The sequence below is a fragment of the Maribacter thermophilus genome (genome assembly GCF_001020565.1).
GTDB lineage: Bacteria > Bacteroidota > Bacteroidia > Flavobacteriales > Flavobacteriaceae > Maribacter > Maribacter thermophilus.
Genome location: NZ_LDAS01000001.1, coordinates 3,503,636 through 3,527,492, shown reverse-complemented (window position 1 = coordinate 3,527,492; position 23,857 = coordinate 3,503,636). Strand labels below are relative to the sequence as shown.

Genomic DNA, 23,857 nt, shown 5'->3' with positions numbered 1-23,857 from the left:
CCTGTCAAGTTTACCACTATTTCTGTAAAAAACCTCAATTCAGCGTAAAAAAGAGGGCAATTTTAACGATGCTTTCACGTTGATTTAGATTCTGCACAATATCCTTTATCTTTACCACTTGATACTTGTACGCTTAAATTTACAAGTACTAAAACATACCAACTTAAATTCGGAAACCTAATATAAATGACAAAGCCGATCAGTGGTTTTTCAAAACTTTCCAAAGAAGAAAAAATAGATTGGATAGTTAACAACTACACCCATAATCCCGAGCAGTCGAAACACGTTATCGAAGCCTATTGGAACTCCGATTCTCAATTACAAAAATTGCATGACGAGTTTATAGAAAATACCATCTCAAATCTTTATATGCCATTGGGGATCGCTCCAAATTTCTTGATAGACGAAAAACTTTATGCCATCCCAATGGCCATAGAAGAGAGTTCTGTAGTCGCGGCAGCAAGTAAGGCCGCTAAATTTTGGCTTAAAAAAGGAGGGTTTAAAACTACAGTGCTGGGTACTGAAAAAGTAGGACAAGTACATTTTATCTTTAAAGGATCTTATACAAGTCTATCCCAATTTTTCGACTTCGTAAAACCCAAATTATTATTGGAGACCGAAAGCTTGACAAAAAGCATGTCTGAACGAGGTGGAGGCATTCTGAATATAGAATTAAGGGACAAAACGGCCGATCTGGAAAACTATTTTCAATTGCACTGTACTTTTGACACGCAAGATGCCATGGGAGCGAATTTTATAAATAGTTGCCTAGAACAATTTGCGACCACTCTTAAAAGCGAAGCTCTCAAATATGCTTCTTTTACGGAAGAAGAACGAAACATAGAACTGATAATGAGCATATTATCAAATTATGTTCCCAATTGCCTAGTTCGTGCCGAAGTAAGTTGCCCTATAGAGGAGTTAAACATATCTACCGAGGTTTCGCCGAAAACCTTTGCGGAAAAAATGGTAAGGGCCATCGAAATAGCTAAAGTAGAACCCTACCGTGCCGTAACACATAACAAAGGCATCATGAATGGTATAGACGCTGTTGTTTTGGCCACAGGCAACGACTTTAGGGCCGTGGAAGCAGGTGTACATGCCTATGCATCCAAAAACGGTCGTTATAGTAGTCTCACACATGCAGAGATAACCAACGGTATTTTTAAATTTTGGATAGAGATCCCTCTTGCCCTGGGCACTGTAGGAGGACTCACCAAACTGCACCCTTTGGTAAAAATGAACTTAGAGATACTTCGTAACCCTTCTGCCAAAGAGTTAATGAGAATCATGGCCGTTGCCGGACTCGCCCAAAACTTTGCCGCAGTTAGTTCTTTAGTGACTACCGGTATACAAAAAGGCCACATGAAAATGCATTTAATGAACATCTTGAACCAGAACGGGGCCACCGAAGAAGAAAAAGCTAAGATCATTTCAATATTTAAAACACAAACGGTCACCCATAGAGGGGTTCTTAATGCTCTGGAAGATTTAAGAAAACAGCCATGAAAAAATTCTATAGCAATGGCAAACTATTACTATCTGGTGAATACGCCATTTTAGATGGCGCAGAAGGCTTGGCATTACCCACAAAATTTGGCCAATATCTTTCTATTAGAGATTCTGGCACAGGGGCTGTTAACTGGAGGAGTATAGACGAAACCAACACGGTCTGGTTTACTGCCGATTTTGACCTGCAAACCTTTAAAATTATAGAAACTTCCGATACAGCCATTGCACATAGATTGAGTGAAATTTTAAACGAGGCGAAAACGGCAAACCCAAAGTTTTTAGAAAAGTCAAAAGGGGTGTTCGCCGACAGCACATTAACGTTTCCAAAAAACTGGGGGCTAGGCTCTTCTTCTACCTTGATCAATAATATTTCTAAATGGGCCAACATTGACCCCTATAGGTTATTGGACGCCACTTTTGGCGGAAGTGGCTACGATATTGCATGCGCGCAGCATAATTCTGCAATAGTCTATAGCAAAAAACAAAACCAACCGTACATTCGGGAAGTAACGTTCAATCCTAAATTCAAGAATAGTATTTTCTTTATTTATCTAAACCAGAAAAAAAACAGTAGAGATGCCATTGATGCCTATCGGAAGCTTGCGCTAGACAAAGTGGATTTAATTTCGCAGATAAACCGGATCACTACCTCCATGCTCAACTGTAACAATCTTCCTGAATTTGAAAAGCTCATAGACACCCACGAATCATTGATTTCAGAAACATTGGGCATTGCCACGATCAAAGAAGAACTATTCCACCATTACCCTAATAGCATAAAAAGCTTGGGGGCATGGGGCGGAGATTTTGTAATGACAACCGGTAATATTGATAAGATGTCATATTTTAAGAACAAAGGATACACCACCATATTACCTTTTAGTGAAATGATACTATAAAAAAAGCCTCCTAAAAAAGGAGGCTTTTTTTTATATCTATCTTCTATATTTTAATAAAATACAGCTCTTTTATCCTCAATTTCAGAAGATTCCTTTAATGCATTGTACACCTCTATATTTACCCTATTAGCGGCATTGTTCTTTAAAGTATTGGCATAAGTACTATAGTTCTGCAATTTAGGCGCTTCTGTTCTTTTTGTAAGTTGGATCATGAACACACCCGTATTTCCTTCTATTAAATCTGATGTTTCCCCCTCTTTCATACCGCAAGCAGTACCTACTACAACAGGCTCACTACCCGCACCAGGAATGGTCGGTGATTTCACGGTTAACGCACTGGCAGTAGAAACGGAAACATTATTGCTTGAAGCAATGGCATCCATTGCCTTGCCCTTATTGGCCGCCATAATTTGAGCTGCCTTACGTTCTTTTCTAATTATTGGAAGTACGGTTGCCGATGCATCTTCAGGACTCATTAACCCTTCTTCATAGCTTCCCGTTACCTGAACCACGGCATAACCGTTGTTTACATTGAACCTTTTAATATCACCTACTTCGGTATCTTCGTTAAAGGCCCACTGAACAATACTACGTTGTGCACCAAGACCCGGAAGGTTTTCGTCCAACGCCTTGATCTTATTCACAGGTCTTACCAAGTAATCGCTCTTTTCTGCAATTTCAGAAAACGCACTTTCATTCTCCATGGTTTCCATTTCAAATTTAGTGGCATCGGTAAATAACTTGTTCGTAGTTTCCTCAGAAGCAATAATCTCTCTTGATAAGGTAGCAATTTGAACAATATCCTCTTTATCGTCAATTTTAATTACATGAAACCCAAAATCGGTTTCTACCATACCAATTGTTCCTACAGGATTTCCAAAAGCAAAATCATTGAACTTAGGAACCATTGTACCTTCCTGGAAATACCCAAGGTCTCCACCGTTTGGAGCAGATGGGCCATCTGAATTATCTCTTGCAAGTTCGGCAAAAACAACATCTGATTTTTTTGCTTCCCTCAACAACCTGTTCGCCTCTTCCCTCGCTTCTTCTTTTGTTCTTTTAACATCTGCACTAGCCCTTGTAGCCCCTTCGTAAGAGATAAGGATATGACTGGCCTTAACCGACCCGTTCGCTTTTCTTCCCATCATTTTAGAAATCTTATACGAACCGGCATCTTTATAGGGCCCATAAAATTCACCAACTTTCAAATTCATTAATGAATCTGCAACGCTAGATGGCAAGTTCTTTTTCGCTTTATAGATAGTATCAAATTTTACATCTGAATTTCTGTCTAAAAATGCAGCTACGTCCTTTGTATTCCTAAATCCTAGTATAGTATCGTTACGATCTGTTTGTGCATTGTACTCAACAGTATCGTCCAACAAATCGGTGATCGCTTTTTTAATGGCCAACTCATCGGCCTCAGAAGGTTTCTCATCAAAATAAACAAACCTAATATCCCTAGCGGGCTCTTGCTTGTAATCTTCTTTGTGCTTGCTTATATAATCGGCAATTTCACTTTTTGTAACCGTAATGGTGCTGTCTGGTATAGAAGAATAAGGTACGCGCACGTATTTAATATCCATCTTCTCATTGGCAAGTTTATAGTCCAATTCCCCTTCTTTTAAAGTAGCCCCTACACCTGCTTTTACAAGATTGAAATAAGTTTGCTCCTTGGCCAATTCAATTATCTCTTTTTCGGTTTCCAACCAAGCTTCATATTGCAATGGATTGTTTGTTTTCCAGTCCAGAACGGTCTGTCTAAACTTGTTAGCATCGAAAACACCGTTTTCATTTTGAAATTCAGGACTTTGAGCATACCCTGTAGTTCTTAGAAAATCGACTATTTGATCCTGTTCTATTCCTATTCCCAAATCTTCGAACTGTTCTCCTAAAATGGTATTTCTAACTTCATTTTCCCACACCTGATTCATTACTTGCATAGAAGATACCGTAGGACCTACTCTTCTAGAGGCAGTTTCTACCTTTTGCCTAAACTCATCAATGGAAATCTCATGTCCATTAATTTCCGCAACGGTAGTACCCACTTTACCTCCCGCTCCAAAATTACTACTGGTAAATACTCCGGAGATTACGAACGCAAAAAGGGCCAAACCTATAATCAGTATTAAAACCGTAGTACGTTTTCTTATATTTTCTAAAACTGCCATTCTATCAAAAAATTAAAATCAGTTGGCGAAATTACCATTTTTAATTGAAATAATAAAAACTAAAAACACTTGTAAATAATAGATAACAATGTAGTTAGTCTTCATCTAAAAGCTCTAATGAAACCAAATCTATTTTGGTGTTGGACACTTCTAAAACCATAAACTTAAAACGACCTATTACAATCTCTGAATCGCGTTCGGGTATCTCCCCTACGGTCTGTACCAGCAACCCTCCCAATGTTTCGTATTCATCACCACTAGGTAGGTTCAGTTTATAGTTTTCGTTAATATAATCTACCTCTAAACGGGCCGAGAACAAGAAATGGGTTTCGTCTATTTGTTCTTCTTTAAGGTCGGTGGTGTCATGTTCGTCCTCTATCTCCCCGAACAACTCCTCTACAATATCCTCGACCGTCATAAGGCCAGAAGTACCTCCGTATTCATCCAACACTACAGCCATACTTTTTCTTTTCTTTATAAGCACATTAAGTATATCCTGTATCAACATGGTCTCGGGCACAAACTCGACGGGCAACAGAATACTTTTAATCGTTTTTGGCTTTTTAAAAAGTTCGTAAGAGTGCACATACCCGATTATATTGTCTACCGTTTCTTTGTACACCAATATCTTGGAATACCCAGTCTCCGTAAATAGCTTTGCAAGGTTCTTTGGTGTCTCGTGCATTTCTACCGCCATAATCTCGGTTCTGGGCACCATAACCTCCCTCGCCTTAACCTCGGCAAATTCCAGAGCATTCTGAAAAATCTGAATTTCCGAATCCACTTCATCTTCTTCCTCTACGGTCTCCATCTGCTCACTTATATAATCGCCCAACTCAATTTTGGAAAAGGCCAACTGAACCTCGTCTCCCGAGGTTCTGAATATATATTTTAAAATAAAATCGGACACATAGATCACAAAATCGGAAATCAGGGAAAAAACCAAATAAAAGAAATAGGCCGGTATAGCTAAAAGTTTCAATAAACTATTGGCATAAATCTGAAAAAGGACCTTGGGCAAAAATTCTGCGGAGATTAGAATTACCAAGGTAGATATTATGGTTTGGGTAAGCAGACTAAAGTCTGTCAACAACATTCTAAACACATTGTTCTCGGGAGACAGACCAGAAAACCAGTTCATGAGCAACTCCCCCATAAAAAGACCATATACTACCAACGCTATATTGTTACCTATTAGCATGGTAGCAATAAACTTGGATGGTTTTTTGGTAAGCCTTGTCAAAACTTTCGCCAAAAAACCTATTTGTTTTTTTTCTATTTCGATATGGATCTTGTTCGCGGAAACAAAGGCTATTTCCATCCCTGAGAAAAAGGCTGAAAAGACAAGGGAGAGAACAATAATTAATACACTATGATCCACAACTAATTTTGATTATCCTTAACCCGTTGTTCAAATTTTTTACGATATTTTCTTCGAAAGAAAAACATACCCACCGAAATAACCGCAAAAAACACAAAAAGATATGCCATGTTCCTATCTGTATTCCAATCCGTAAAAATTCTATAAATAGAAAAAACAGCTACGATTAGGTATAGGTACTCGGTATATTTTAAAATTTTAATCATCTTTACTTTCTTTAATTAGCATTAAGCCATACGTTTTACGTGCATTTAAAAAGCTAAGGTCTTTTTTTATGTCCATTCCTTCACCATCCATCACCGTACCATCCTCAGGATTTGTAAACTTAAACTTTTCTTCGGTAAATGCCCATTCGTTTTCTCTATCGTAATATAATTGCGGGGCCTCTAATTTTTTTCCATCGTGCCCTTTAATTATAACATTGCCCTGTAGATCTATCAATGCCGTCGAGGCATAATAAATACCATAATCGGCCTCAATGGTCGTTTTTTTACTTTCTTCGTCAAAAATTTCAACCAACAGCCCTTCTGGAAAAGTTTGATACGGAAAATCGAGATTTTCAAAATCTTTACGCAAAGGTCCGGAAAGAACGGCCAATATTTTAGAATCAGATTCACCATCGGTCACTACCTTCTCCGGTGTTTCGGTATAGGTAAGCACAAAATTTTTAGCCACTCCCTGGGGAAAAACCTCTCTCTTTGCCTCTTCTCCGACTCTTTTATAATTGTCCTTACAAGAAAAAAAAAGCATTGCGATGGAAAAAACCATGGCAATGCCTTTTAATATTTCTAAAAAACGTTTGTTCATCTTATAAACTAGGAACCTTTACGCTACCACCTACCCAGCATGAAAAGGATACAGTTTTACCTGCCATTCCAGAACTAAAGATCATTTCTTTAGTAGGTGCTTTAGCTGAATAACTTGCCGCAGCCTGACTTGCCCTACTGCTCAATGCAGGATCAACCCTACCAGCTTGCCTTGCCAAGTTTTCAGCTTTCCAGTAAATAGCTCTCTTTTCAAAAGGAGTACTACCACAAGCATTGGCACTACTTGCATACAAACTGGCAATCAGCAAATAAGCTTTTCCGTTTGCAGGATTGGCATCTATCGCTTTTTGAGCAAAACTTCTAGCGCTTGATTTGCTTGTTTTAGCATAACTGGTCGCAATCTTATAAGCAATATTGGATTTCTTTTTAGGATCGGTCTCCAACTCCAAAGCTTTGTTGAAATCTTCAACGGCCCCTTTGGTATCACCAGCCTTTTTCTTTAAGGTACCGCCATAAACATACGCATCCGCGGATGGGTCTAAAGCTAACTGGGCTTCGAATAATTTTTTGAACATGGGGTCGTCCGTACATTCTTTGCTGAACATTCTTCCTACCGCTCTTTTTACCCAATTAACATCGTTCTTTTTCTCCTCAAAATTCTTTTCGTATAAAGGAATAAGGTTACTACAATCTGCCAAGGCCCCTAACTTAGAGTCTATACTACTGGATATTTTACCGTAGTTGACAGAATAAGAATTGTAAACCTTTAATGACCTTTTCTCTTTAGAGGTTAAAGTACCTGCCTCTTCTTTTGGAAGCAACTTGGCAATTTTATCGGTCAACTTATCATTCTCTTCCTCAATTTTACCGGTTACGTCATCATATACGTCAAACACCTCTTGCAAATCTTTTTTCCCGGCGTTGTGTAAATCTACCAAGCTCGAAAAATAGATATATAATGCCTTAGGATTGGTAAAGTTTTCTTTGTCCTTGGCAAAAGCCTCCGATAGCATTTCATACATTTCCGCATCATCGGCCATTTTATTGTCATACTTAACCAAAGCCTTGTCCACTATTGTTTCACCAAGGCTGGTTTTAGAAGAAAAGTACTTTAATTTATTATCGTACAGCCCCATTAGCTCATTAGCGTAACTTTCCTTTTCGCCTGCTCCAGCCTTCTCTATCTTATCCTTCAATATTCTTTCACCATATACATAGATGGCATTGTTAAGCTGAGGACAAGTCTCATAAGTCTTTTTCCATGGCTCATAAGCCGCATCATAGTTTTTAACTTTTGCATGTTCCGAGAAGATGGACAGATTGGTCATACATTCAGGGTTCTGTGCCTGTGCATTACTTACCCCCATCATTCCAAGGAACATTATTGCCGTGAAGTAAAGTTTCGTTTTCATTTTGCTATTTTTAAAGTGGTTAAAGTACTAAAATTTTATTAATCTACTTTTCGTTTTCGGAACCATCTGTCATTTAAAGACAAACCAAGGTTGATCTTATAGTAACTCTCCTCTATCAAATCTGCTTTGGTAGTACCTCTTCTTCCCATTTCAAAACCAATATTAAGATTTGAGAAACTACGTCCCAGTGGCAACCCTAGTCCAAAAGTTATGCCAAAGTTATTTATATCAACATCGTTAACGACCATTCCTGTCTTGTCCAAACGTAGGCCAGCCCTATAGGTAATTCTATTAAAATAACTATTAAAAGAGTTATAATTTGGCGTATAAAAACCTCCTAAAGCAAAAGAGCTTGCATCTTTATATTGCACGTTATCGACCCCCATAAAAGAGTTCTCAAAAGAGCTTAGGCCCTGATAACTGTATTCTGCACCTAAAAACCACTTTAAATCTTTACCGTACCCAAGACCAACAGTGGTAGTCGTAGGTATCTTAAGCTCGGTATTTGCAAGGTTTTGAGCATATAAATCCACTTCTATTTCTTCAATATTCACCCCGTTGACATTAGAAAAGGAACCTATTTTTCTTTCATTTTCAGAAACAAGGTTTCCTTGTGTGTTTACCCTTACCGAAGCATGCAACGTATAACCTTCTTTTATGGTAGGGGTATAATTAAGGGCATAGTTAAAATCGAAACCGTGAATTTCAGAACTTCTTCTATCAAAAGCACCAAATTGCACGTCGTCCGCTTGTTGAAGTCTTTCACTATTCAGAGTACCATAATTAAAATTGACAGTAGCCCCGATACTTAAATTTTCGATTATTTCATATCCAATGGAATAATAGACTCTATTTAACCCTCCATCACCGTTAAAATTGTTTGTAACCGTCTGACCATCAACCTCCCTTTCACTCAAAAAATTATAACCTACAGAAGAATAGGGCATAACACCAAAACCCATTCCCAGTCCTTTTCCCAAACTAAAGCCTAGTGACAAATAATCTAGTGTAGTAACTGAAGGGCTTTCTTCTTCGGTATAACTTTTTAACCTGTAATTGTTACGCGATATACCTGCAGTATACACTACCGTACCCACTTTATTTAAAACATCCATACCAAGTTCCCCATACGCGGCCGGGTTTTTTAAATTTACATGGATACTATCGGCATACATACCGATGCCCCCCATCATCTGATTTTCAACCGTGCCAGAGGCCCTAATGTCACCGATACCAAAAAAGGAATAGGGAGATATGGTGCCATTTTGAGCGCTCAAACCTAATGAGGCCATGAACACTAGTGCAATTACAATTTTTTTGATCATTTAGTGCTTGTTGTATTCCAGCAAATAATTAAGTCCTTTTAGAAGGAATTTGGAATCCGCAAAGATGGTATTTTTTAGCCGTTTAGACAAAAATTGTGTATCACCCCCTGTTAAAATAACTGTTAAATCTTCAAATCTGCTAGCATATTGTTCAATAACTCCGTTTATTTCACTGCACACACCATTGACAACACCACTGTGTATACAATTTTCTGTAGAGTTGCCAATAAGGTCTAATGGGTCTTGTTTTTTTAACAGTGGCAACCGAGCAGTTTGATCATGCATGGCATTGTACCTCATCTGTATACCAGGTGAAATGGCACCTCCTAAATATTCATCAAAATCATTGAGCATATCATATGTGATACAGGTACCGGCATCTATGACCAAGGTATTCTTATGTGGTCTACGATAGAAAGCAGCGGTTGCCAAAGCAATCCTATCATTCCCTAGGGTTTGGGGCGTTGCATAACTGTTCTTAAAAGGCACTTTAGAATCGGCGGACAATAAATGAACTTTGCAAAATAACGAAAGCACTGCCATTTCCGTTCTTTTTAATTCCCCAACGGAAGACACAATGGCCCTCTCTATTTTTGGATAGAGACCAAAAAACTCCTTTATTTTGACAACAAACAAGTCTTTTGAGAAACTATCATCAAAAACTATCTTGTTTTTTTCAAAAACCGCAGTCTTGACCAGTGTATTACCAATATCTATTACGAGATTCATACCGTAAAGTTATAAAACCAAACCTGTTTTTGCATCTATTTATCACCCTTAGTTTAAACTTCTTAGCTTTGGCGTTAACCATAAATACCCCATGCCCAAGATAAAAGCAACAAAAAACCATAGGGGATTTAATTCTTGGGAAAACTTTTTTATGGGTGCCTGCCCCGTAATATCATTAAAAAACAATTTATTATGCCTTAGCATCTTATTGTATGCCAGTGACTTCCATTCTGTAGTATCCAATACAAAATAATTCAACATCACCGTACTATCTTTGCTCGAATAGAGGGTTTGCCAACCCTTTTCTCTCGGATACGTGATGCCTTCCCAATCCTCTTTCATAATCAAACTTCTTTTTAAAGTAATTTGATACCCTTTAGAATGAATCGTCCCGGGATTTTCCGCATCCGTATTCAAGATAAATTTATAGGGTTCGTTCACATACACTGTGTAGTCTGGAGAACTAAAAGATGACGATTCTTTATATTTTTTGCCCATTTTATCTATTATAGTAGACCACACCCTTTCATACACATTGCTCTTGCCCTCTAAGACCAACTGATATGTATTCTTCAACAAACTGGTACCGAACTTACCTTTACCGTTCAACAAAACATACGCATAATTCTCTACCGGAACACCCCTTAACCGGCTATTATTAAAACGGTAGGGGTATTTTTCGAGATTACGGTCAGACCAAACTATAAACAACTCCCCCTTATTTTCTTTTTTAACATCAAAATCTACCATCGAATTTGATGAAGAAAACAATTGATCCCCTGGTTGCACAAAAACCCCCAAGCCATCTTCACTTACACTTTTTGATATCTCATTTTTTTCGGCCCTAGATAAGTTAAACAATGTAAGGTCATCCAAGACGAGTACATCGAACTTCTTTAAATTCTCTTGATTAAGCGATGCTACCGGTAAACGGTCGGTATTAAAATATTCGAACTTGTACTTTTGCTTGGTAAGTTTGCTTCTGACTACGATTTCATGTCCGTTCTCCGCCAAAAAGTTCTTTAAATACTTGGTCTCAAAAGAAGGGAACTCATTAACCATTAGTATTTTCATGACATCAACCCCTTTAACCGAGATTGGCAAAGGCTCTACATTGATTATTTTTCCGGTACTATCCTTTTCGGCAAGACTATAAACATACTTACCCTCTACTTTTAGGTTGGCCTTAAGTTGAAAAGTCTCAAATTTATTGTTCTCAAAAACAAGGGAGTCCAATCCCGATCCGCCCGAATTCCGCAACACCAATCTATTTTTTGGGGTAGGGCTTTCAAAGCGCCCTTGCACTACCAGTTCATTGCCTACCCTATTTTCCACTACATAATTTAACCTTGTAATACCTTTGGGTACTTTTGCAGCCTTGAACACCACTTCTTTGTTTCTTAATTGCCAAAGGTCATATCCCTTAAGTCCATAACCCAATACGACCACATTTGAGACGGAATCCAATGGAGCGGACAAATCCATACCGGGAAAGTATTTTATAAACTTTCGTCCCTTATTTAATTTTTTTACACTATCGAGCTGCTCTTTCTCAAAACCTTGGGTAATTAAAACGGCTTCCCCATTAATTTCTTTCTGTAAAGTAGGCTTCAAAAACAGACACAACAAAGAAACAAGTGCCACAAACCCAACTACAACGTTCACCATAAATCTTTTACCGAAACTACCGGACCACTCTTTCCAGATAAAAACAACAAAAACCAATATAGCCCCCGTTAATAGAGGCACAAGCCAATGGATATTTAAAAAATTCAAATCGCTAATCATCATTCAAGGCTTCTATAAAAAGTTCATTGATCTTATCGACCCCACTCTTTTTTGCACTGGGCAAAGGCTTTTGATCCGGCAAAACATTGTTTAACCCCCTTAATACGAGATTTATTTGCTCTACAGAAACCTTCCCCGACTCTGAAAGCCATTTAAGTTCTTGTAATGTACCAAGGTATTTTCCGGGCTGTGCAATGGCCTTTACTGCCAACTCGGACCCGGCTTTTGCAAAAAGCTCCCTATCACCGCTCACCAATACATCTGGGGAAAGACGCAATATTTCTAATCTGGCTATCGCCTTCTTTATATATGGATATGCCACATCACTTTTTAAGCTCTCGTTCTTGGTATAATTGTTTATCTCTTTTAAATCGCCCGTTAAACGTTTATCTTCCTTAATTGGAGGAGGGTCAAAACCGATGCGATGCACATATATACGAGCACTGTTCTTTATTTCCTGAATCAGTTTAAGTGCTTTGTATTGATACGGAAGTGATTTTTCTGGCTGAAAAAGTCTCAGATATAATTCGGCTTCCCACATTTCTGCCATCGCCTGCTTCAATTTACTTTTCAAAGAATTGGCAAACAGGGTAGAAGCTTCGGGGTCTTCATGATTATGTACATACGCCTCAAGAGGATCTTCTTGTTCTTCCGTATCACTATCACCTTCATGTTCATGCTCATGCTCATGGCCGTGATCTTCATCTGCCACCAGATTGTGTTCATTGTCACCATCATGATCGTGTGCATACCCGGCCAAAAGATTCCCTTCTTCCGATGACGTTTCGTTTATTTGGGCCGGCGCGGGCGCGGACTCTGACTCATCCCCCATAAATTCGCCATATTTTAACCGTAGCGCTTTTTGATCAAACCCCAGTTCGTTACTTCTAAAGTTAAATTCTTTCTTATCTATCTTAGATTTCTCGGATATCAGTTTTTCGGTATCTATTATCAATTGACGTTGACTGCGAAAATAATCGGGCATCAAATCGGCCCCCAATGTTCCTTCTACCGCAAAGAGATCGGTCACCGTATCTTTGATGACCGAGAAATAGGTTTCGGTTCTGGCGATATTTGGCTCGGGCCGTTTCGTATCGGTCGCTTCAATGTAAAAATAGAGCTCATCCCCAGGTTCCATCTTTAAATCGTGCAAGTCTAACTTTTTATACAACTCTTGGTTTTTCGAGTTCTTTTTAAAAGATGTGTCGAAACCTAACCTTTCTTCCCTAAACTTTACCGATTCTCCCGTACCCTTGCTAACCGTAGCCACAATAGCAACCTCAGACACCCCAAAATCGTCATTTAGCCCAGTACTAAACTCCAACAATTGCGGACCATCAAAATCAAAGGAGCTAAACTGCGGAAGTTCTTCTACCCTAATAATAGGGGGTTCATCTTTATAAACTTCCAACACATATAAATCGGATACATATTTATTTTCAACGGAGTCAAAAAATGTGAAGGTGTAAAAATCGGAATAATCGGGTGTTATAGAAACTGAATAAGTATTGCCATTTGAAACCATGGGCAAAGAATCACCTCCTTTTTGAAGCAACACTTGGTTTACCGTTTTATCGAACTGAATTTTCCAGTTGACCCGAGACCCTTCTAAAACCTCTATATTCATTTTAGAAGTCACCAAAGTTGATTTATTGGTATAATCGGGATATTGTACACTTACCTTTTGCTCTATAATTTTAGGAACTGTAACGGTCGAAGCAACCGAATCCAGCAATTGAAAATTGATCACCTCATCTTCTGGAATACCGTTGTTCTGAGAATTTGGCACTACAAGGCCCAATGAATACAAAAACACTCCAACAGCCGTACACCCCAAAGCAAAAAGAAACCATGAACCCAAATTATTTTTGAAGCGTACCTCCCCTTTATAATTGCCTAGTTCTTTACTTATTTTGGACTGTTGAATTTTGGCCAGGATACTAAGATCTTCTTTATTTTTAAGCAAAAGACCTGTACTGTTTTCCATCTGTGAGATATGTGCATCTACATAACCACACACGTCTTTTAAAGACATACGCCATGGTTTTGCTAGCACTAGACCAACCGCCAACAAGGTCAGTAAGACTGTAAAAGCCCCCCAAAAATTAAAAAAGATAAAATAGGACAATACGGACAGCCCTATACCAAACAAGAGTATCTCGGAGATTTTAATAGCCCTCCACTTCACTAAAAGTCGATATAGTATCTTCTTTGCCTCTGTCATTGTTTTTTCATTTTTGACAACATTCTTTCGAACAACAGCAGCAGCGCTATAAACGACCACAACCAAGGAGAAACATCCATAGTACCCATACGGACCGATGATCTATTTATATCTTCAAAGACGGGAACTATCTCTTCTTCGGCCAAAACCCTTAGATCGTATGAATCCACTAGGTTTTGAATACTATCATTTTTTAACAAGATATGAGCCAAATCCTTGGTCAGCCCCATGTCTATAGCAGATTCTATATTCAACCTTTGTGTAAGCGAGTATAAATTTTTTCTTTCTGTCGGCACTAGTAATTTGCCCGCTAAAGAATCGGGATTAAAAATAATGGTAACAGGGGTTTCTAAATGGGGGTCCACCCCCAACCACACCGAAAGGTCCATTACAGAATCAAAAGCCCTCACACTTTCCCCTTTTCTATAACTAACGATGTTTACCGCATGTCCACCATATGCCTCTACCGCTTTAAGAGCCGCTTCCATAAAGAACTTTTCTTTCTCAAAATCGGTATCAAAAAAGATACCTGCCCCAATGGTATCTTTTTTCCAAACAGGAATATTAAAGTGTCCTTTTTCCGAAGAAAAAAACAGACTATCATTATCCAATCTTTTAATTTCCTCATCAGCTTTAGAAATATTCCGTTTAGCTATATCCGTTAATCTATTATCGCTATTGACCTGAAGTAATTCCACAGAATCATTAACTACCCATGCCCCAACATATTTACTTTGTGCTTCCCCATCATCCAAGACCATCCAATTAATATGCTCAGAAATGGTAGGCCTTTTTCCTTTAACACCTCTGACCAGCCCTTTTGAGAAGACTACGATACTATCTGACCCCAACACGGGCATCTCTTGTGCCAATTTCCAATAATTTGTCTCTTCATTACCCCCACCATAATCTTCAATATCGGGAAAACCGTCGGCCAATAATTTTAAATCGGAAGACGGCAAAGAATCCAATAAAGACTTTATTTGTGCATTTTGAAGTAAAGAAGGCTCTATTAAATAAGTTATAGATGTATTATTCGACGGCGTTTTCCATTTTGGTCCGGCCATCACCAATACCACAAGTACTAGCAAAAGCAAACGAAGAATCAACAATAAAATCTCATTGATCTTTATTTTTCTAGATTGCTTTGTATCATGCTCAGAAAGATATTTGATACTACCAACTTTGAGCGTTATTACATCGCCTTGGTTTAAAAGGTGAATTATTATTGGCAACAATAACGAAAATAACCCCCAGAGATATGTTGGATGTGTAAATGTCATATCAACTTAAACGTGCTCTTTTCTTTAAAAAAAACTGCAATGCCTCTTCTATGGGGCGGTCCAATCTAAAGAGTTCATACCCGACATCTTTGGTCAAAAAAGCTTCTTTAATTTCCTTTAAGCTGCCTTGCATAGCCTTAAGGTAGGCTTCCTTTGCATTTTTTGCATTTACTTTTACCTTCTCCCCGGTTTCCAGGTCCTCAAAAACAATGGCTCCCTTATAATCGAACGCTATTTCATTTTTACCTAACACATGTAACACACAAACTTCGTTTTTTGAAGTCTTTAGGCTAAGCACCCAATTGGTCAACTCCGCATTGTTCTCGTGCATATCGGTCACAAGAAACAATAGCTCTTTTTGGGTTCTTTGATGAATTTTATCCAAATCGTTCTGATCGGAAGGCCACACCCCCCCCACCTTCATATGGATAAGTTCATGCAATAAACGATTGTAATGCTTTCTATTTGAAGAAGGAAAAAGGCTTTGCAAATTAATATTATTCAATGCAAAAAGACCCACCGAATCCCCTTGATTTTGCGATAAGTAAGCCAGCGACGCCACCAGTACACGCACATAATCCATTTTCTTAAGACCATCTTCTTCATGTAACATTGAGGCGCTGGTATCTACAATAAACTTAACAGTGACATGGGTGTCTATATCGGACTCTTTTATGTAGTACCTACCGGATCGCGCCAACATTTTCCAATCCAACAGCCTCATGTCATCCCCTGGCTGATACCCTCTATATTGGCTAAATTCCAATCCGGTACCGATCCTTCTACTTTGATGCGACCCGGCCAGAAAAGTATCTACGACCACACGGGCAATCAATGCCAAACCAGACACACTATTGATAATTTGAGGTTGTAGTAATTGCCTATAATCGTTTTTCAATGGGTCAGCGCTTAATGTTCACTTTTATATTTTCTAATAAGTTTTCCGTTACCTTATCGGAAGTTATGCCCTCTGCCTCGGCTCTAAAATTGACTATAATTCGATGTCTTAATACGGGGTAAGCCACTCTTTTTATGTCCTCTAGGGTAACTGAAAAACGTCCTTCTTGCAAAGCCCTGGCCTTTGCCGTTAATATCATTGCCTGTCCGGCTCTTGGCCCTGCTCCCCAACTCACCCAATTCTTCACAAATTCATTTGTAGAAGTTTCTGGTCTAGTAGCTCTTACTATATCACTTACATAAGCGATAAGATCATCGCTGATAGGTACATCGCGCACCAATGTTTGTAGCTTTATAATTTCCGGGCCACCGATTATCTTTTCTATTTTTGGTTTATTGGAGCCTGTAGTACTTTTTAAAATAGTGACTTCTTCCGATGCGGAAGGATAGGATATTTTTATGTAAAACAGAAAACGGTCTTGTTGTGCCTCTGGTAATGGAAAAGTGCCCGATTGCTCAATGGGGTTTTGGGTCGCCAAAATAAAAAACGGCCTGTCCATCTTATATGTTTTACCAGAGTACGTTACCTCAAATTCTTGCATTGCCTCCAATAGTGCGGCTTGGGTCTTGGGCGGCGTTCTATTGATCTCATCGGCCAGTACTATGTTCGCAAATATGGGCCCCTTGTTAAATTTAAAATACTTATTGCCAGTAGTATGGTCTTCTTCCAATATCTCGGTACCCACAATATCAGAAGGCATTAGGTCCGGGGTAAATTGAATTCTATTGAACTTTAGGTCAATAGCTTGCGAAATTGTCTTTATCAATAAGGTTTTTGCCAGACCGGGCACACCTTCCAAAAGCGCATGGCCACCTGCCAAGAAAGTAATCAACAAATGTTCAATGGTCTCTTCTTGCCCAATGATCACCTTGCCTATTTCCTTTTTTAATAACGGTAGTTTATCCGTTAATGCCTTTATCTCCTTTTCGGCCGTTGCCAAATTATTATCCATTTTATGTATTTAAGAAGTTAATGCGTACATCACAATATTTACTCCAAATCTTGTATTATCTATCTTATACCATCTTTTGTTTCTAAAGTCATAGTCCCATTCACAACCATAATCCTTATTACTGTACAAAACACCAATTCTACCCTTTACTTCAATAGCTTTCAAATATTCGTGCACCAAATCATCGCCCCAACCATTGAGTTCTTGTGAGGTCGTAGGCGGACCATCTTCAAAATCGAAGAAAACAGAATACAATTCGTGATCGTTAGGTATTTTTTTAAGAGCTTCACTACCGAACAACTCTTCCATTTGCCGCTCAAAAGACTTTGCAAAAAGACCGTCTATATCGTGGTTACAATCATCTACAAAAACAAACCCACCGTTATCCACATATTTTTTAAAATTCTCTTTTTCCTTTTTTGAAAACTGCACCAGCTTATGGCCCGACAAATAACAAAAAGGACATTTAAAAATATCGTCACTGGCCAGTGGCACTATATTCTCAACAGTGTTCACTTGCAACGTGGTATACTCTACCAAAGAGTTCAGCAGATTAGAGGGCATTCGCTGATCTACATCCCAATCGCCGGATTCGTATTGAAGACGGGTAAAAAAAAAGGCATTGCTCAACGGTATACTATTCTATTATGTTAAAAGAAAAACTGGTTACAACCATCTTCAATTGCAACCAGTTTATAAAATTACTATCCTTTAAACTGCATCAGACAAACTGGTGAATGTAAAGTCCCTGATTTTCATGTACGGTATTAGGTTACCATTGATCCTTACTTGCTTACCTAGGGTTTCCAAATTATTCAACATGATAATAGGACTTTCGTTAAAGCGGAAATTTTTAACAGGGTGTTTAATTTTTCCGTTTTCGATATAGAAAGTTCCATCCCTTGTTAAACCTGTGTAGAGCAATGTTTGGGGATCTACCGAGCGTATGTACCATAATCTGGTCACTAAAATCCCCTTTTTGGTGCCCTTGATCAAATCTTCCAATGAAGCATCTCCACCGCTCATGATCAGGTTACTTGGAAAAGGAACAGGCTCTACTCCTTTCTGCTCTGCCCAATATCTACTGTACGCCAAATTTTTGACTACACCGTTCTCTATCCAAGTAGTTTTTTTAAGAGGCTGCCCTGCACCGTTCCATGTGGAGGTCGGCACTTCGGGATGTAATGGATCGGACCAAATATTGACCCTCTCATCTAAAATCTTCTCTCCCATTTTTGTACCACCGCCTTCTTTGGACATAAAGCTACGACCTTCATCCGCTGTACGTGCATTTAAAGACCGCCCCATGTTTCTTATAAGATTTTCGGCAGCCGCAGGCTCTAAAATAACTGTATATTTACCTGGCTCTATTGCCTTTGCCTCTCTGGACATTACGGCTTTGTCTATTGCTATCTTAGAAGCTTCCGCGGCATTAAATTTGGTAACATCGTTATAATCACGGGATACCCAACCAGATCCGGTACCATCGTTGGTTCTCATGGTCACCGTAAAATCAACATTTGAAAACTTGTTATAGGCAAACAACCCTTTAGAGTTAAGCATGGCACTAAAACCATACGAATCATCTAAAAACCCTGCTGCGGTAACATCTTGTTTGGTAGCCGGCTCAATACTGTCATTGGCCACAGACGCTCTGTATTCAGGTGTAATATTTGCCGTTGCCTCCACATAATTTATTGCCTTGTCATAGGTTTGCGGACCTAAGGGATCCATAAATTCGGGGTTTTCGGGCGATAACTTTGCCAACTCCTCTGCCCTTTTTACCACTTTTTCCAAAGAGGCATCGTCAAACTCGTCAATTGTTGCCGTTCCCGATTTTTTTCCAAAACTGGACTGTACTGCCAATGTCTGGTTTGATCTATGACCCGATGTGGAAACGGAATTTCTTGCATAACGGATATTACCACTTTCACTACCGCTCAAATTTATTTCGCAGATGTCGGCTGTGGAAAAGCTTAGGGCTTTTTCCATTATTTTTCTAGCTTCTTCTTCTGTATATATTGCCATTTTCGAATTTTTTGAATTGCGTATCCTTTAAATGGAACGACCAGTATTAATTACATTAATATCATTGAATCTTGAAGTAGCACTACCGTGTGATACCGCACTTACCTGAGAAGGCTGCCCCTTTCCATCAAAGAAAGAACCAAACAAACGATAGTCGTTCTCGTCACATATTTTTACACAAGAATTCCAAAACTCTTGGGTATTGGATTGATATGCAACATCGTTCAACATACCTACGATCTCGCCATTCTTTATCTCATAAAAAATAGTTCCCCCAAATTGGAAGTTATAACGCTGCTGATCTATGGAGTAGGATCCACGACCTGCAATATATATCCCTTTTTCAACATCTTTGATCATCTCGGCAATGGAGTATTTCTCTTTACCCGGTTCTAACGAAACGTTAGGCATACGCTGAAACTGAACGTCGTTCCAGCTTTGAGCATAACAACAGCCATGCGATTCATTTTGGCCAAGAATATTCACTTGATCTCTAATTGCTTGGTAGTTTACCAAGGTTCCGTTCCTTACCAAGTCCCATTTCTTACATTTAACCCCTTCATCGTCATAACCAACCGCACCTAAACTACCTACTTGGGTCTTATCGGCCACTAGGTTAACAATCTCACTACCGTAGTTAAAGTTACCCGATTTCCATTTATCAAGGGTTGCAAAACTTGTTCCTGCATAATTAGCTTCATAGCCCAATACACGATCCAGTTCTAATGGATGACCAACAGATTCATGAATGGTAAGCCCCAAATGATTAGGTTCTAATACCAAGTCATATTTGCCTGGATCTACAGATTTTGCGGTCAGCATTTCTTTTGCCTGTTTGGCCGCTTGCACGGCATCCTCGACAATATCATAACTTTTGCTGTAAAGGGTTATTCCGGCCGGACCTTCCTTTTTTTCAGAGGCAAGACCGTCCATATACTCATACCCCATTCCCATGGGGGCACTCATGGCCTGTCGGGTCTTAAACTTACCAGCACCCCTATCTACGGCCGTAACGCTAAACGTTGGCCAGATACGATGCACATCTTGATCTATATACGAACCGTCGGTAGAAGCAAAGTATTTTTGCTCATTTACCATAAACAGGGCAGAATTCACAAAATTGGCACCACTTTCCATTGCAGCGGCATTGGCACTCAATAATAAATCTACCTTTTCTGAAACGGGTACTTCCTTAAAGTCTTTTTTAATGGGTGTTTTCCAAGATACTTCACCGTACGATGGAACAGGCGCAAGTTTCACCGGTTCTTTTTGAATTTTAGAGTTTGCCTTTGCTATTGCCACTGCCTGTTGAGTGGCTTTTTTGATTCCGTCTTCGGTAACACTGTTGGTAGAGGCAAATCCCCAAGTGCCATTGGCTATAACCCGTATACCAATACCAAAAGATTCGGTATTAACCACGTTTTGCACTTTGTCTTCCCTTGTAAAGACATATTGGTTCAAATACCTTCCAATACGGGCGTCTGCGTAGGTGGCCCCTAAAGATTTGGCTGTGTTCAAGGCAACATCGGCCATTCGTTTTTTTACAACAACATCCATCCCTGGAGCTAACAGGGCTTCTGTCGGAATCGTATTCCCCATCATGCTCGCAGGCACCAACAAGGATGCTGCACCCATTCCGGATAATTGTACAAAGTCTCTTCTTTTCATGTATTAGTATTTATATTTTGGTCAGTATTATCTAGCTTAAAACACTTTTACCAAGGTTTTCACTAGACTTTAAAATTTATGCACACTATTAATCACATGTTTCAAACAAAAAATATGATGGACATATTTCACCCGTGATGCTCTTAAAAATACAGAATTATACACATACATCATATCCGTATTTAGATTTTATTAAGAAGATTTTATGATATTCACAATTTAGAAACACTTTTAATCCGAAAAAGAAAAATAATTCCTCGAAAAAAGAACATAACCTTCTATTTTTTAAACCTCTACAACCATATACCTTAGTCTAACCCTATCTGTAAGGAACAAAAAAACATGCTTTTTTTAAATTTTAGTTGGTATATCTCAAATTTGAAATTATATTTGCAGCCGCTTACAGAGCATCTGGTACCTTAGCTCAGTTGGTAGAGCAACGGACTGAAAATCCGTGTGTCCCTGGTTCGATTCCTGGAGGTACCACAAAAAATCCTTACCTAACGGTAAGGATTTTTTTGTTCTACGGTATTCGCAAACACTATTGCTTAACTTATTACATGTTTAAAAAGAGCATCAATCCCAAATTCGTTCTACTTCGCCTTCGGTAAAACTCTTTATTTCAAGTACCCCGTCCGACAAATTTTCTATGGTCAATTTGGTATACGCACTGGTAGGAAAAATTTGATTGGTCATTACATATTGTCCTTTATTAAAAAACAGCTCTAAAGACGAGTGATCGAGTATCATGCGCACTTCTATATTACCATCTTTAAGGTTTGGAATATTCATCTCTTGTAAGCCGTCGCTAAATTTCGGACTAAAATCTGTAAGGCCGGACTTAGAACGATCCAATAACACCTTTTTATTTTTAATATCCACTGAGACCTTTAAGCTATCACCCTGTTCATTACTAAAAACCCAATTGGCATTATGTGCTCCCATATTGAATTTTATTTCCGATCTATTTCCAAATTGCAGGTCTAGCTGTTTTAGTTCATTTTTCTTTAGTGAGATGAGAGGCTGTTCATAAGACTTACCAACAATCTTATCAAAGTTTTCCAATGGATAATTGTACAGCTCCAATTGCCCATTATTTCTATGTAAAGATAATTTTCTGGGCAAGGTCATAGCACTTCTCCAAACTTTTGTAGGTGTATCGGCAGCATAATCCCAGTTGCTCATCCAACCAATAAAAATTCTATCTTGGTTCGGTACATTGTTATACGTTACCCCGGCATAATTGTCCCTTCCCAGATCTATCCATTTTGTCTCCTCTTGGTCTGTAGTAAAAGTATCCCCATCAAACTCTCCAATAAAATATTGGGTACCACTACCCCCGTTTGGGGCACCTGGATTTATACTGATAAGTAATACCCACTTCTCCTCATCATGCCCTTCTACTTTTAGTTTAAATAAATCGGGGCATTCCCAAACACCCCCATGGGCACCCTTGTCACGGCCAAATTCACTTACTTTTTCCCACTTCTTCAAATCATCGGATTCCCATATTTGCAAATGGTCTCCGGCCACCAATAACATGGTCCAATTATTTTTAATATCGTTCCAAAAAACCTTTGGATCCCTAAAATCCTTGATTCCCGTGTTTCCCACTACCGGGTTCCCCTCATATACCGTCCAACTATCGCCATTATCCAAACTATATGCAATACCCTGGGTCTGAAAATTATTTTCGCCCTTCTTCAGAAGTGTATCGTCATGGTATGTAAAAACGGCCACCATAGCCGGATTTTCCGCTGTTCCAAAACCAGAAGTATTTTCTGTATCCACAACCGCACTTCCCGAAAAAATGTACCCGTGCCGGTCCGGATATAGCGCAATAGGTTTATGTTGCCAATGTATCATATCTTCACTTACCGCGTGCCCCCAATGCATTGGCCCCCAAACAATATCTTCAGGATAATGTTGATAAAACAAATGATACTTTCCTCCGTGATATACCAACCCATTGGGATCGTTCATCCATTTCTCTTTAGGCGAAAAATGAAACTGGGGCCTATATTCTTCTGTATAATAGACCACCTCATTTTTTTTATCCATTGCCTTTTCCGTCGATTTTTCTTTGCATCCAATACTGCCCAACACAATAAAAACAATTACACTTCTTACTATATGTTTTAACATTTTATAACTTTTATCAAGGTTTTACATAAAGAGCTTCCTCTTTAAAAATACTACATTTACACCTATGTTTCGTTTTTCTTTACCCATTATTTACCTCATAGCTAGCACAGTACTATTTACGCAACCCACAGTAGCACAACGTAGTATAGAAAAAACCCTAAAAAAATGGAACAAAGAATCGGTACCCTATGTGTATCCACAAAATTTAAAAATGAATGGGCTATTAATACTATTGGACACCAGAAAAAAGGAAGAATTTGAAGTAAGCCATTTAAAAGGGGCCATATGGGTGGGGCACAAAAAATTTGACGAACAAAGGGTCCTTGATACTATTATGAACAAGGCAACGCCCATCGTTGTTTATTGCTCTATAGGGGTGCGTTCAGAGCATATTGGAGAAAAACTCTTAAAACTGGGCTACACCAATGTAAAAAACCTTTTTGGTGGTATTTTTGAATGGAAAAATCTAGACGGGGAGGTTTACAACCTCAAAGGCGTTGCCACCGATAGTGTACACGCGTATAACAAACATTGGAGCAAATTTTTGAAAAAAGGGATTATAGTATATTAAGGACACCTAATTATATACGACCAATAAAAGCATTGAACCTTTCG

Annotated in this window: 18 protein-coding genes and 1 tRNA gene; 4 read left to right on the top strand and 15 right to left on the bottom strand. The window is 38.8% G+C overall.

Annotated elements, in window-relative coordinates; genetic code table 11:
• Nucleotides 1-186 precede the first annotated feature (186 nt).
• Both AB657_RS15280 and AB657_RS15275 read left to right on the top strand, forming a co-directional pair.
• The gene (locus AB657_RS15280) at nucleotides 187-1,509 is read left to right on the top strand and encodes a hydroxymethylglutaryl-CoA reductase, degradative (RefSeq protein ID WP_047247292.1); all 1,323 of its coding nucleotides are present in this window, start codon (nucleotides 187-189) and stop codon (nucleotides 1,507-1,509) included.
• A complete protein-coding gene (locus AB657_RS15275; protein ID WP_047247291.1) occupies nucleotides 1,506-2,411 on the top strand; it encodes a GYDIA family GHMP kinase in 906 nt (301 codons plus the stop codon). Before AB657_RS15280 ends, AB657_RS15275 begins: the two co-directional genes overlap by 4 nt.
• 50 nt (nucleotides 2,412-2,461) lie before the next feature.
• Here AB657_RS15275 and AB657_RS15270 read toward each other — a convergent pair whose 3' ends face one another.
• The 14 genes from AB657_RS15270 to AB657_RS15200 all read right to left on the bottom strand — a co-directional run bounded on the left by AB657_RS15270 (nucleotide 2,462) and on the right by AB657_RS15200 (nucleotide 21,097).
• The gene (locus AB657_RS15270; RefSeq protein ID WP_047247290.1) at nucleotides 2,462-4,582 is read right to left on the bottom strand and encodes a peptidylprolyl isomerase; all 2,121 of its coding nucleotides are present in this window, start codon (nucleotides 4,580-4,582) and stop codon (nucleotides 2,462-2,464) included.
• Nucleotides 4,583-4,676: 94 nt separating this feature from the next.
• Nucleotides 4,677-5,963 carry a hemolysin family protein gene (locus AB657_RS15265; protein ID WP_084696441.1) on the bottom strand — a complete coding sequence of 429 codons (1,287 nt, stop codon included), beginning with the start codon at nucleotides 5,961-5,963 and terminating at the stop codon, nucleotides 4,677-4,679.
• A 198-nt stretch (nucleotides 5,964-6,161) separates the two neighbouring features.
• Nucleotides 6,162-6,770 carry an LPS export ABC transporter periplasmic protein LptC gene (gene lptC, locus AB657_RS15255; RefSeq protein WP_047247287.1) on the bottom strand — a complete coding sequence of 203 codons (609 nt, stop codon included), beginning with the start codon at nucleotides 6,768-6,770 and terminating at the stop codon, nucleotides 6,162-6,164.
• A 1-nt stretch (nucleotide 6,771) separates the two neighbouring features.
• On the bottom strand, nucleotides 6,772-8,142 hold the full coding sequence (locus tag AB657_RS15250) for a tetratricopeptide repeat protein (RefSeq protein ID WP_047247286.1): 1,371 nt from the start codon (nucleotides 8,140-8,142) through the stop codon (nucleotides 6,772-6,774).
• 38 nt (nucleotides 8,143-8,180) lie between these two features.
• Nucleotides 8,181-9,467: a membrane protein gene (locus tag AB657_RS15245; protein WP_047247285.1), complete on the bottom strand. Its 1,287-nt coding sequence runs from the start codon at nucleotides 9,465-9,467 to the stop codon at nucleotides 8,181-8,183.
• Nucleotides 9,468-10,196 (bottom strand): type III pantothenate kinase, encoded by a 729-nt coding sequence (locus tag AB657_RS15240; RefSeq protein ID WP_047247284.1) that lies wholly within the window; start codon nucleotides 10,194-10,196, stop codon nucleotides 9,468-9,470.
• 48 nt (nucleotides 10,197-10,244) lie between these two features.
• On the bottom strand, nucleotides 10,245-11,987 hold the full coding sequence (locus AB657_RS15235) for a hypothetical protein (RefSeq protein ID WP_157491763.1): 1,743 nt from the start codon (nucleotides 11,985-11,987) through the stop codon (nucleotides 10,245-10,247).
• Nucleotides 11,977-14,208 carry a hypothetical protein gene (locus tag AB657_RS15230; RefSeq protein ID WP_047247282.1) on the bottom strand — a complete coding sequence of 744 codons (2,232 nt, stop codon included), beginning with the start codon at nucleotides 14,206-14,208 and terminating at the stop codon, nucleotides 11,977-11,979. The genes AB657_RS15235 and AB657_RS15230 overlap by 11 nt, the downstream gene beginning before the upstream one ends.
• Complete coding sequence (locus tag AB657_RS15225; protein ID WP_047247281.1) at nucleotides 14,205-15,491, bottom strand: BatA domain-containing protein; 1,287 nt, start codon at nucleotides 15,489-15,491, stop codon at nucleotides 14,205-14,207. The genes AB657_RS15230 and AB657_RS15225 overlap by 4 nt, the downstream gene beginning before the upstream one ends.
• A 1-nt stretch (nucleotide 15,492) precedes the next feature.
• A complete protein-coding gene (locus AB657_RS15220; RefSeq protein WP_047247280.1) occupies nucleotides 15,493-16,389 on the bottom strand; it encodes a DUF58 domain-containing protein in 897 nt (298 codons plus the stop codon).
• Between the two features lie 4 nt (nucleotides 16,390-16,393).
• Nucleotides 16,394-17,401 (bottom strand): AAA family ATPase, encoded by a 1,008-nt coding sequence (locus AB657_RS15215; RefSeq protein ID WP_047247279.1) that lies wholly within the window; start codon nucleotides 17,399-17,401, stop codon nucleotides 16,394-16,396.
• Between the two features lie 9 nt (nucleotides 17,402-17,410).
• A complete protein-coding gene (locus AB657_RS15210; RefSeq protein ID WP_047247278.1) occupies nucleotides 17,411-18,031 on the bottom strand; it encodes a DUF4159 domain-containing protein in 621 nt (206 codons plus the stop codon).
• 81 nt (nucleotides 18,032-18,112) lie between these two features.
• Nucleotides 18,113-19,429: a TldD/PmbA family protein gene (locus tag AB657_RS15205; protein ID WP_047247277.1), complete on the bottom strand. Its 1,317-nt coding sequence runs from the start codon at nucleotides 19,427-19,429 to the stop codon at nucleotides 18,113-18,115.
• A gap of 27 nt (nucleotides 19,430-19,456) precedes the next feature.
• Nucleotides 19,457-21,097, bottom strand: a complete 1,641-nt coding sequence (locus AB657_RS15200; protein WP_047247276.1) for a TldD/PmbA family protein — start codon at nucleotides 21,095-21,097, stop codon at nucleotides 19,457-19,459.
• Between the two features lie 413 nt (nucleotides 21,098-21,510).
• On the opposite strand from AB657_RS15200, the gene AB657_RS15195 reads away from it, so the two are divergent.
• Nucleotides 21,511-21,583: transfer RNA gene (locus tag AB657_RS15195), tRNA-Phe, on the top strand.
• Between the two features lie 90 nt (nucleotides 21,584-21,673).
• On the opposite strand, the gene AB657_RS15190 is transcribed toward AB657_RS15195, so the two are convergent.
• The gene (locus tag AB657_RS15190; protein ID WP_047247275.1) at nucleotides 21,674-23,242 is read right to left on the bottom strand and encodes a glycoside hydrolase family 32 protein; all 1,569 of its coding nucleotides are present in this window, start codon (nucleotides 23,240-23,242) and stop codon (nucleotides 21,674-21,676) included.
• Between the two features lie 64 nt (nucleotides 23,243-23,306).
• Between AB657_RS15190 and AB657_RS15185 the strand changes: the two genes are divergently transcribed.
• Nucleotides 23,307-23,813 carry a rhodanese-like domain-containing protein gene (locus AB657_RS15185; RefSeq protein ID WP_047247274.1) on the top strand — a complete coding sequence of 169 codons (507 nt, stop codon included), beginning with the start codon at nucleotides 23,307-23,309 and terminating at the stop codon, nucleotides 23,811-23,813.
• The last annotated feature ends 44 nt before the right edge of the window (nucleotides 23,814-23,857 follow it).

Excerpts from the sequence above, each read along its gene's own strand:
- AB657_RS15280 (WP_047247292.1), top strand. The coding sequence starts at position 187 with ATGACAAAGCCGATCAGTGGTTTTTCAAAACTTTCCAAAGAAGAAAAA.
- AB657_RS15275 (WP_047247291.1), top strand. The coding sequence starts at position 1,506 with ATGAAAAAATTCTATAGCAATGGCAAACTATTACTATCTGGTGAATAC.
- AB657_RS15270 (WP_047247290.1), bottom strand. The coding sequence starts at position 4,582 with ATGGCAGTTTTAGAAAATATAAGAAAACGTACTACGGTTTTAATACTG.
- lptC (WP_047247287.1), bottom strand. The coding sequence starts at position 6,770 with ATGAACAAACGTTTTTTAGAAATATTAAAAGGCATTGCCATGGTTTTT.
- AB657_RS15250 (WP_047247286.1), bottom strand. The coding sequence starts at position 8,142 with ATGAAAACGAAACTTTACTTCACGGCAATAATGTTCCTTGGAATGATG.
- AB657_RS15245 (WP_047247285.1), bottom strand. The coding sequence starts at position 9,467 with ATGATCAAAAAAATTGTAATTGCACTAGTGTTCATGGCCTCATTAGGT.
- AB657_RS15240 (WP_047247284.1), bottom strand. The coding sequence starts at position 10,196 with ATGAATCTCGTAATAGATATTGGTAATACACTGGTCAAGACTGCGGTT.
- AB657_RS15235 (WP_157491763.1), bottom strand. The coding sequence starts at position 11,987 with ATGATGATTAGCGATTTGAATTTTTTAAATATCCATTGGCTTGTGCCT.
- AB657_RS15230 (WP_047247282.1), bottom strand. The coding sequence starts at position 14,208 with ATGACAGAGGCAAAGAAGATACTATATCGACTTTTAGTGAAGTGGAGG.
- AB657_RS15225 (WP_047247281.1), bottom strand. The coding sequence starts at position 15,491 with ATGACATTTACACATCCAACATATCTCTGGGGGTTATTTTCGTTATTG.
- AB657_RS15215 (WP_047247279.1), bottom strand. The coding sequence starts at position 17,401 with ATGGATAATAATTTGGCAACGGCCGAAAAGGAGATAAAGGCATTAACG.
- AB657_RS15205 (WP_047247277.1), bottom strand. The coding sequence starts at position 19,429 with ATGGCAATATATACAGAAGAAGAAGCTAGAAAAATAATGGAAAAAGCC.
- AB657_RS15200 (WP_047247276.1), bottom strand. The coding sequence starts at position 21,097 with ATGAAAAGAAGAGACTTTGTACAATTATCCGGAATGGGTGCAGCATCC.
- AB657_RS15190 (WP_047247275.1), bottom strand. The coding sequence starts at position 23,242 with ATGTTAAAACATATAGTAAGAAGTGTAATTGTTTTTATTGTGTTGGGC.
- AB657_RS15185 (WP_047247274.1), top strand. The coding sequence starts at position 23,307 with ATGTTTCGTTTTTCTTTACCCATTATTTACCTCATAGCTAGCACAGTA.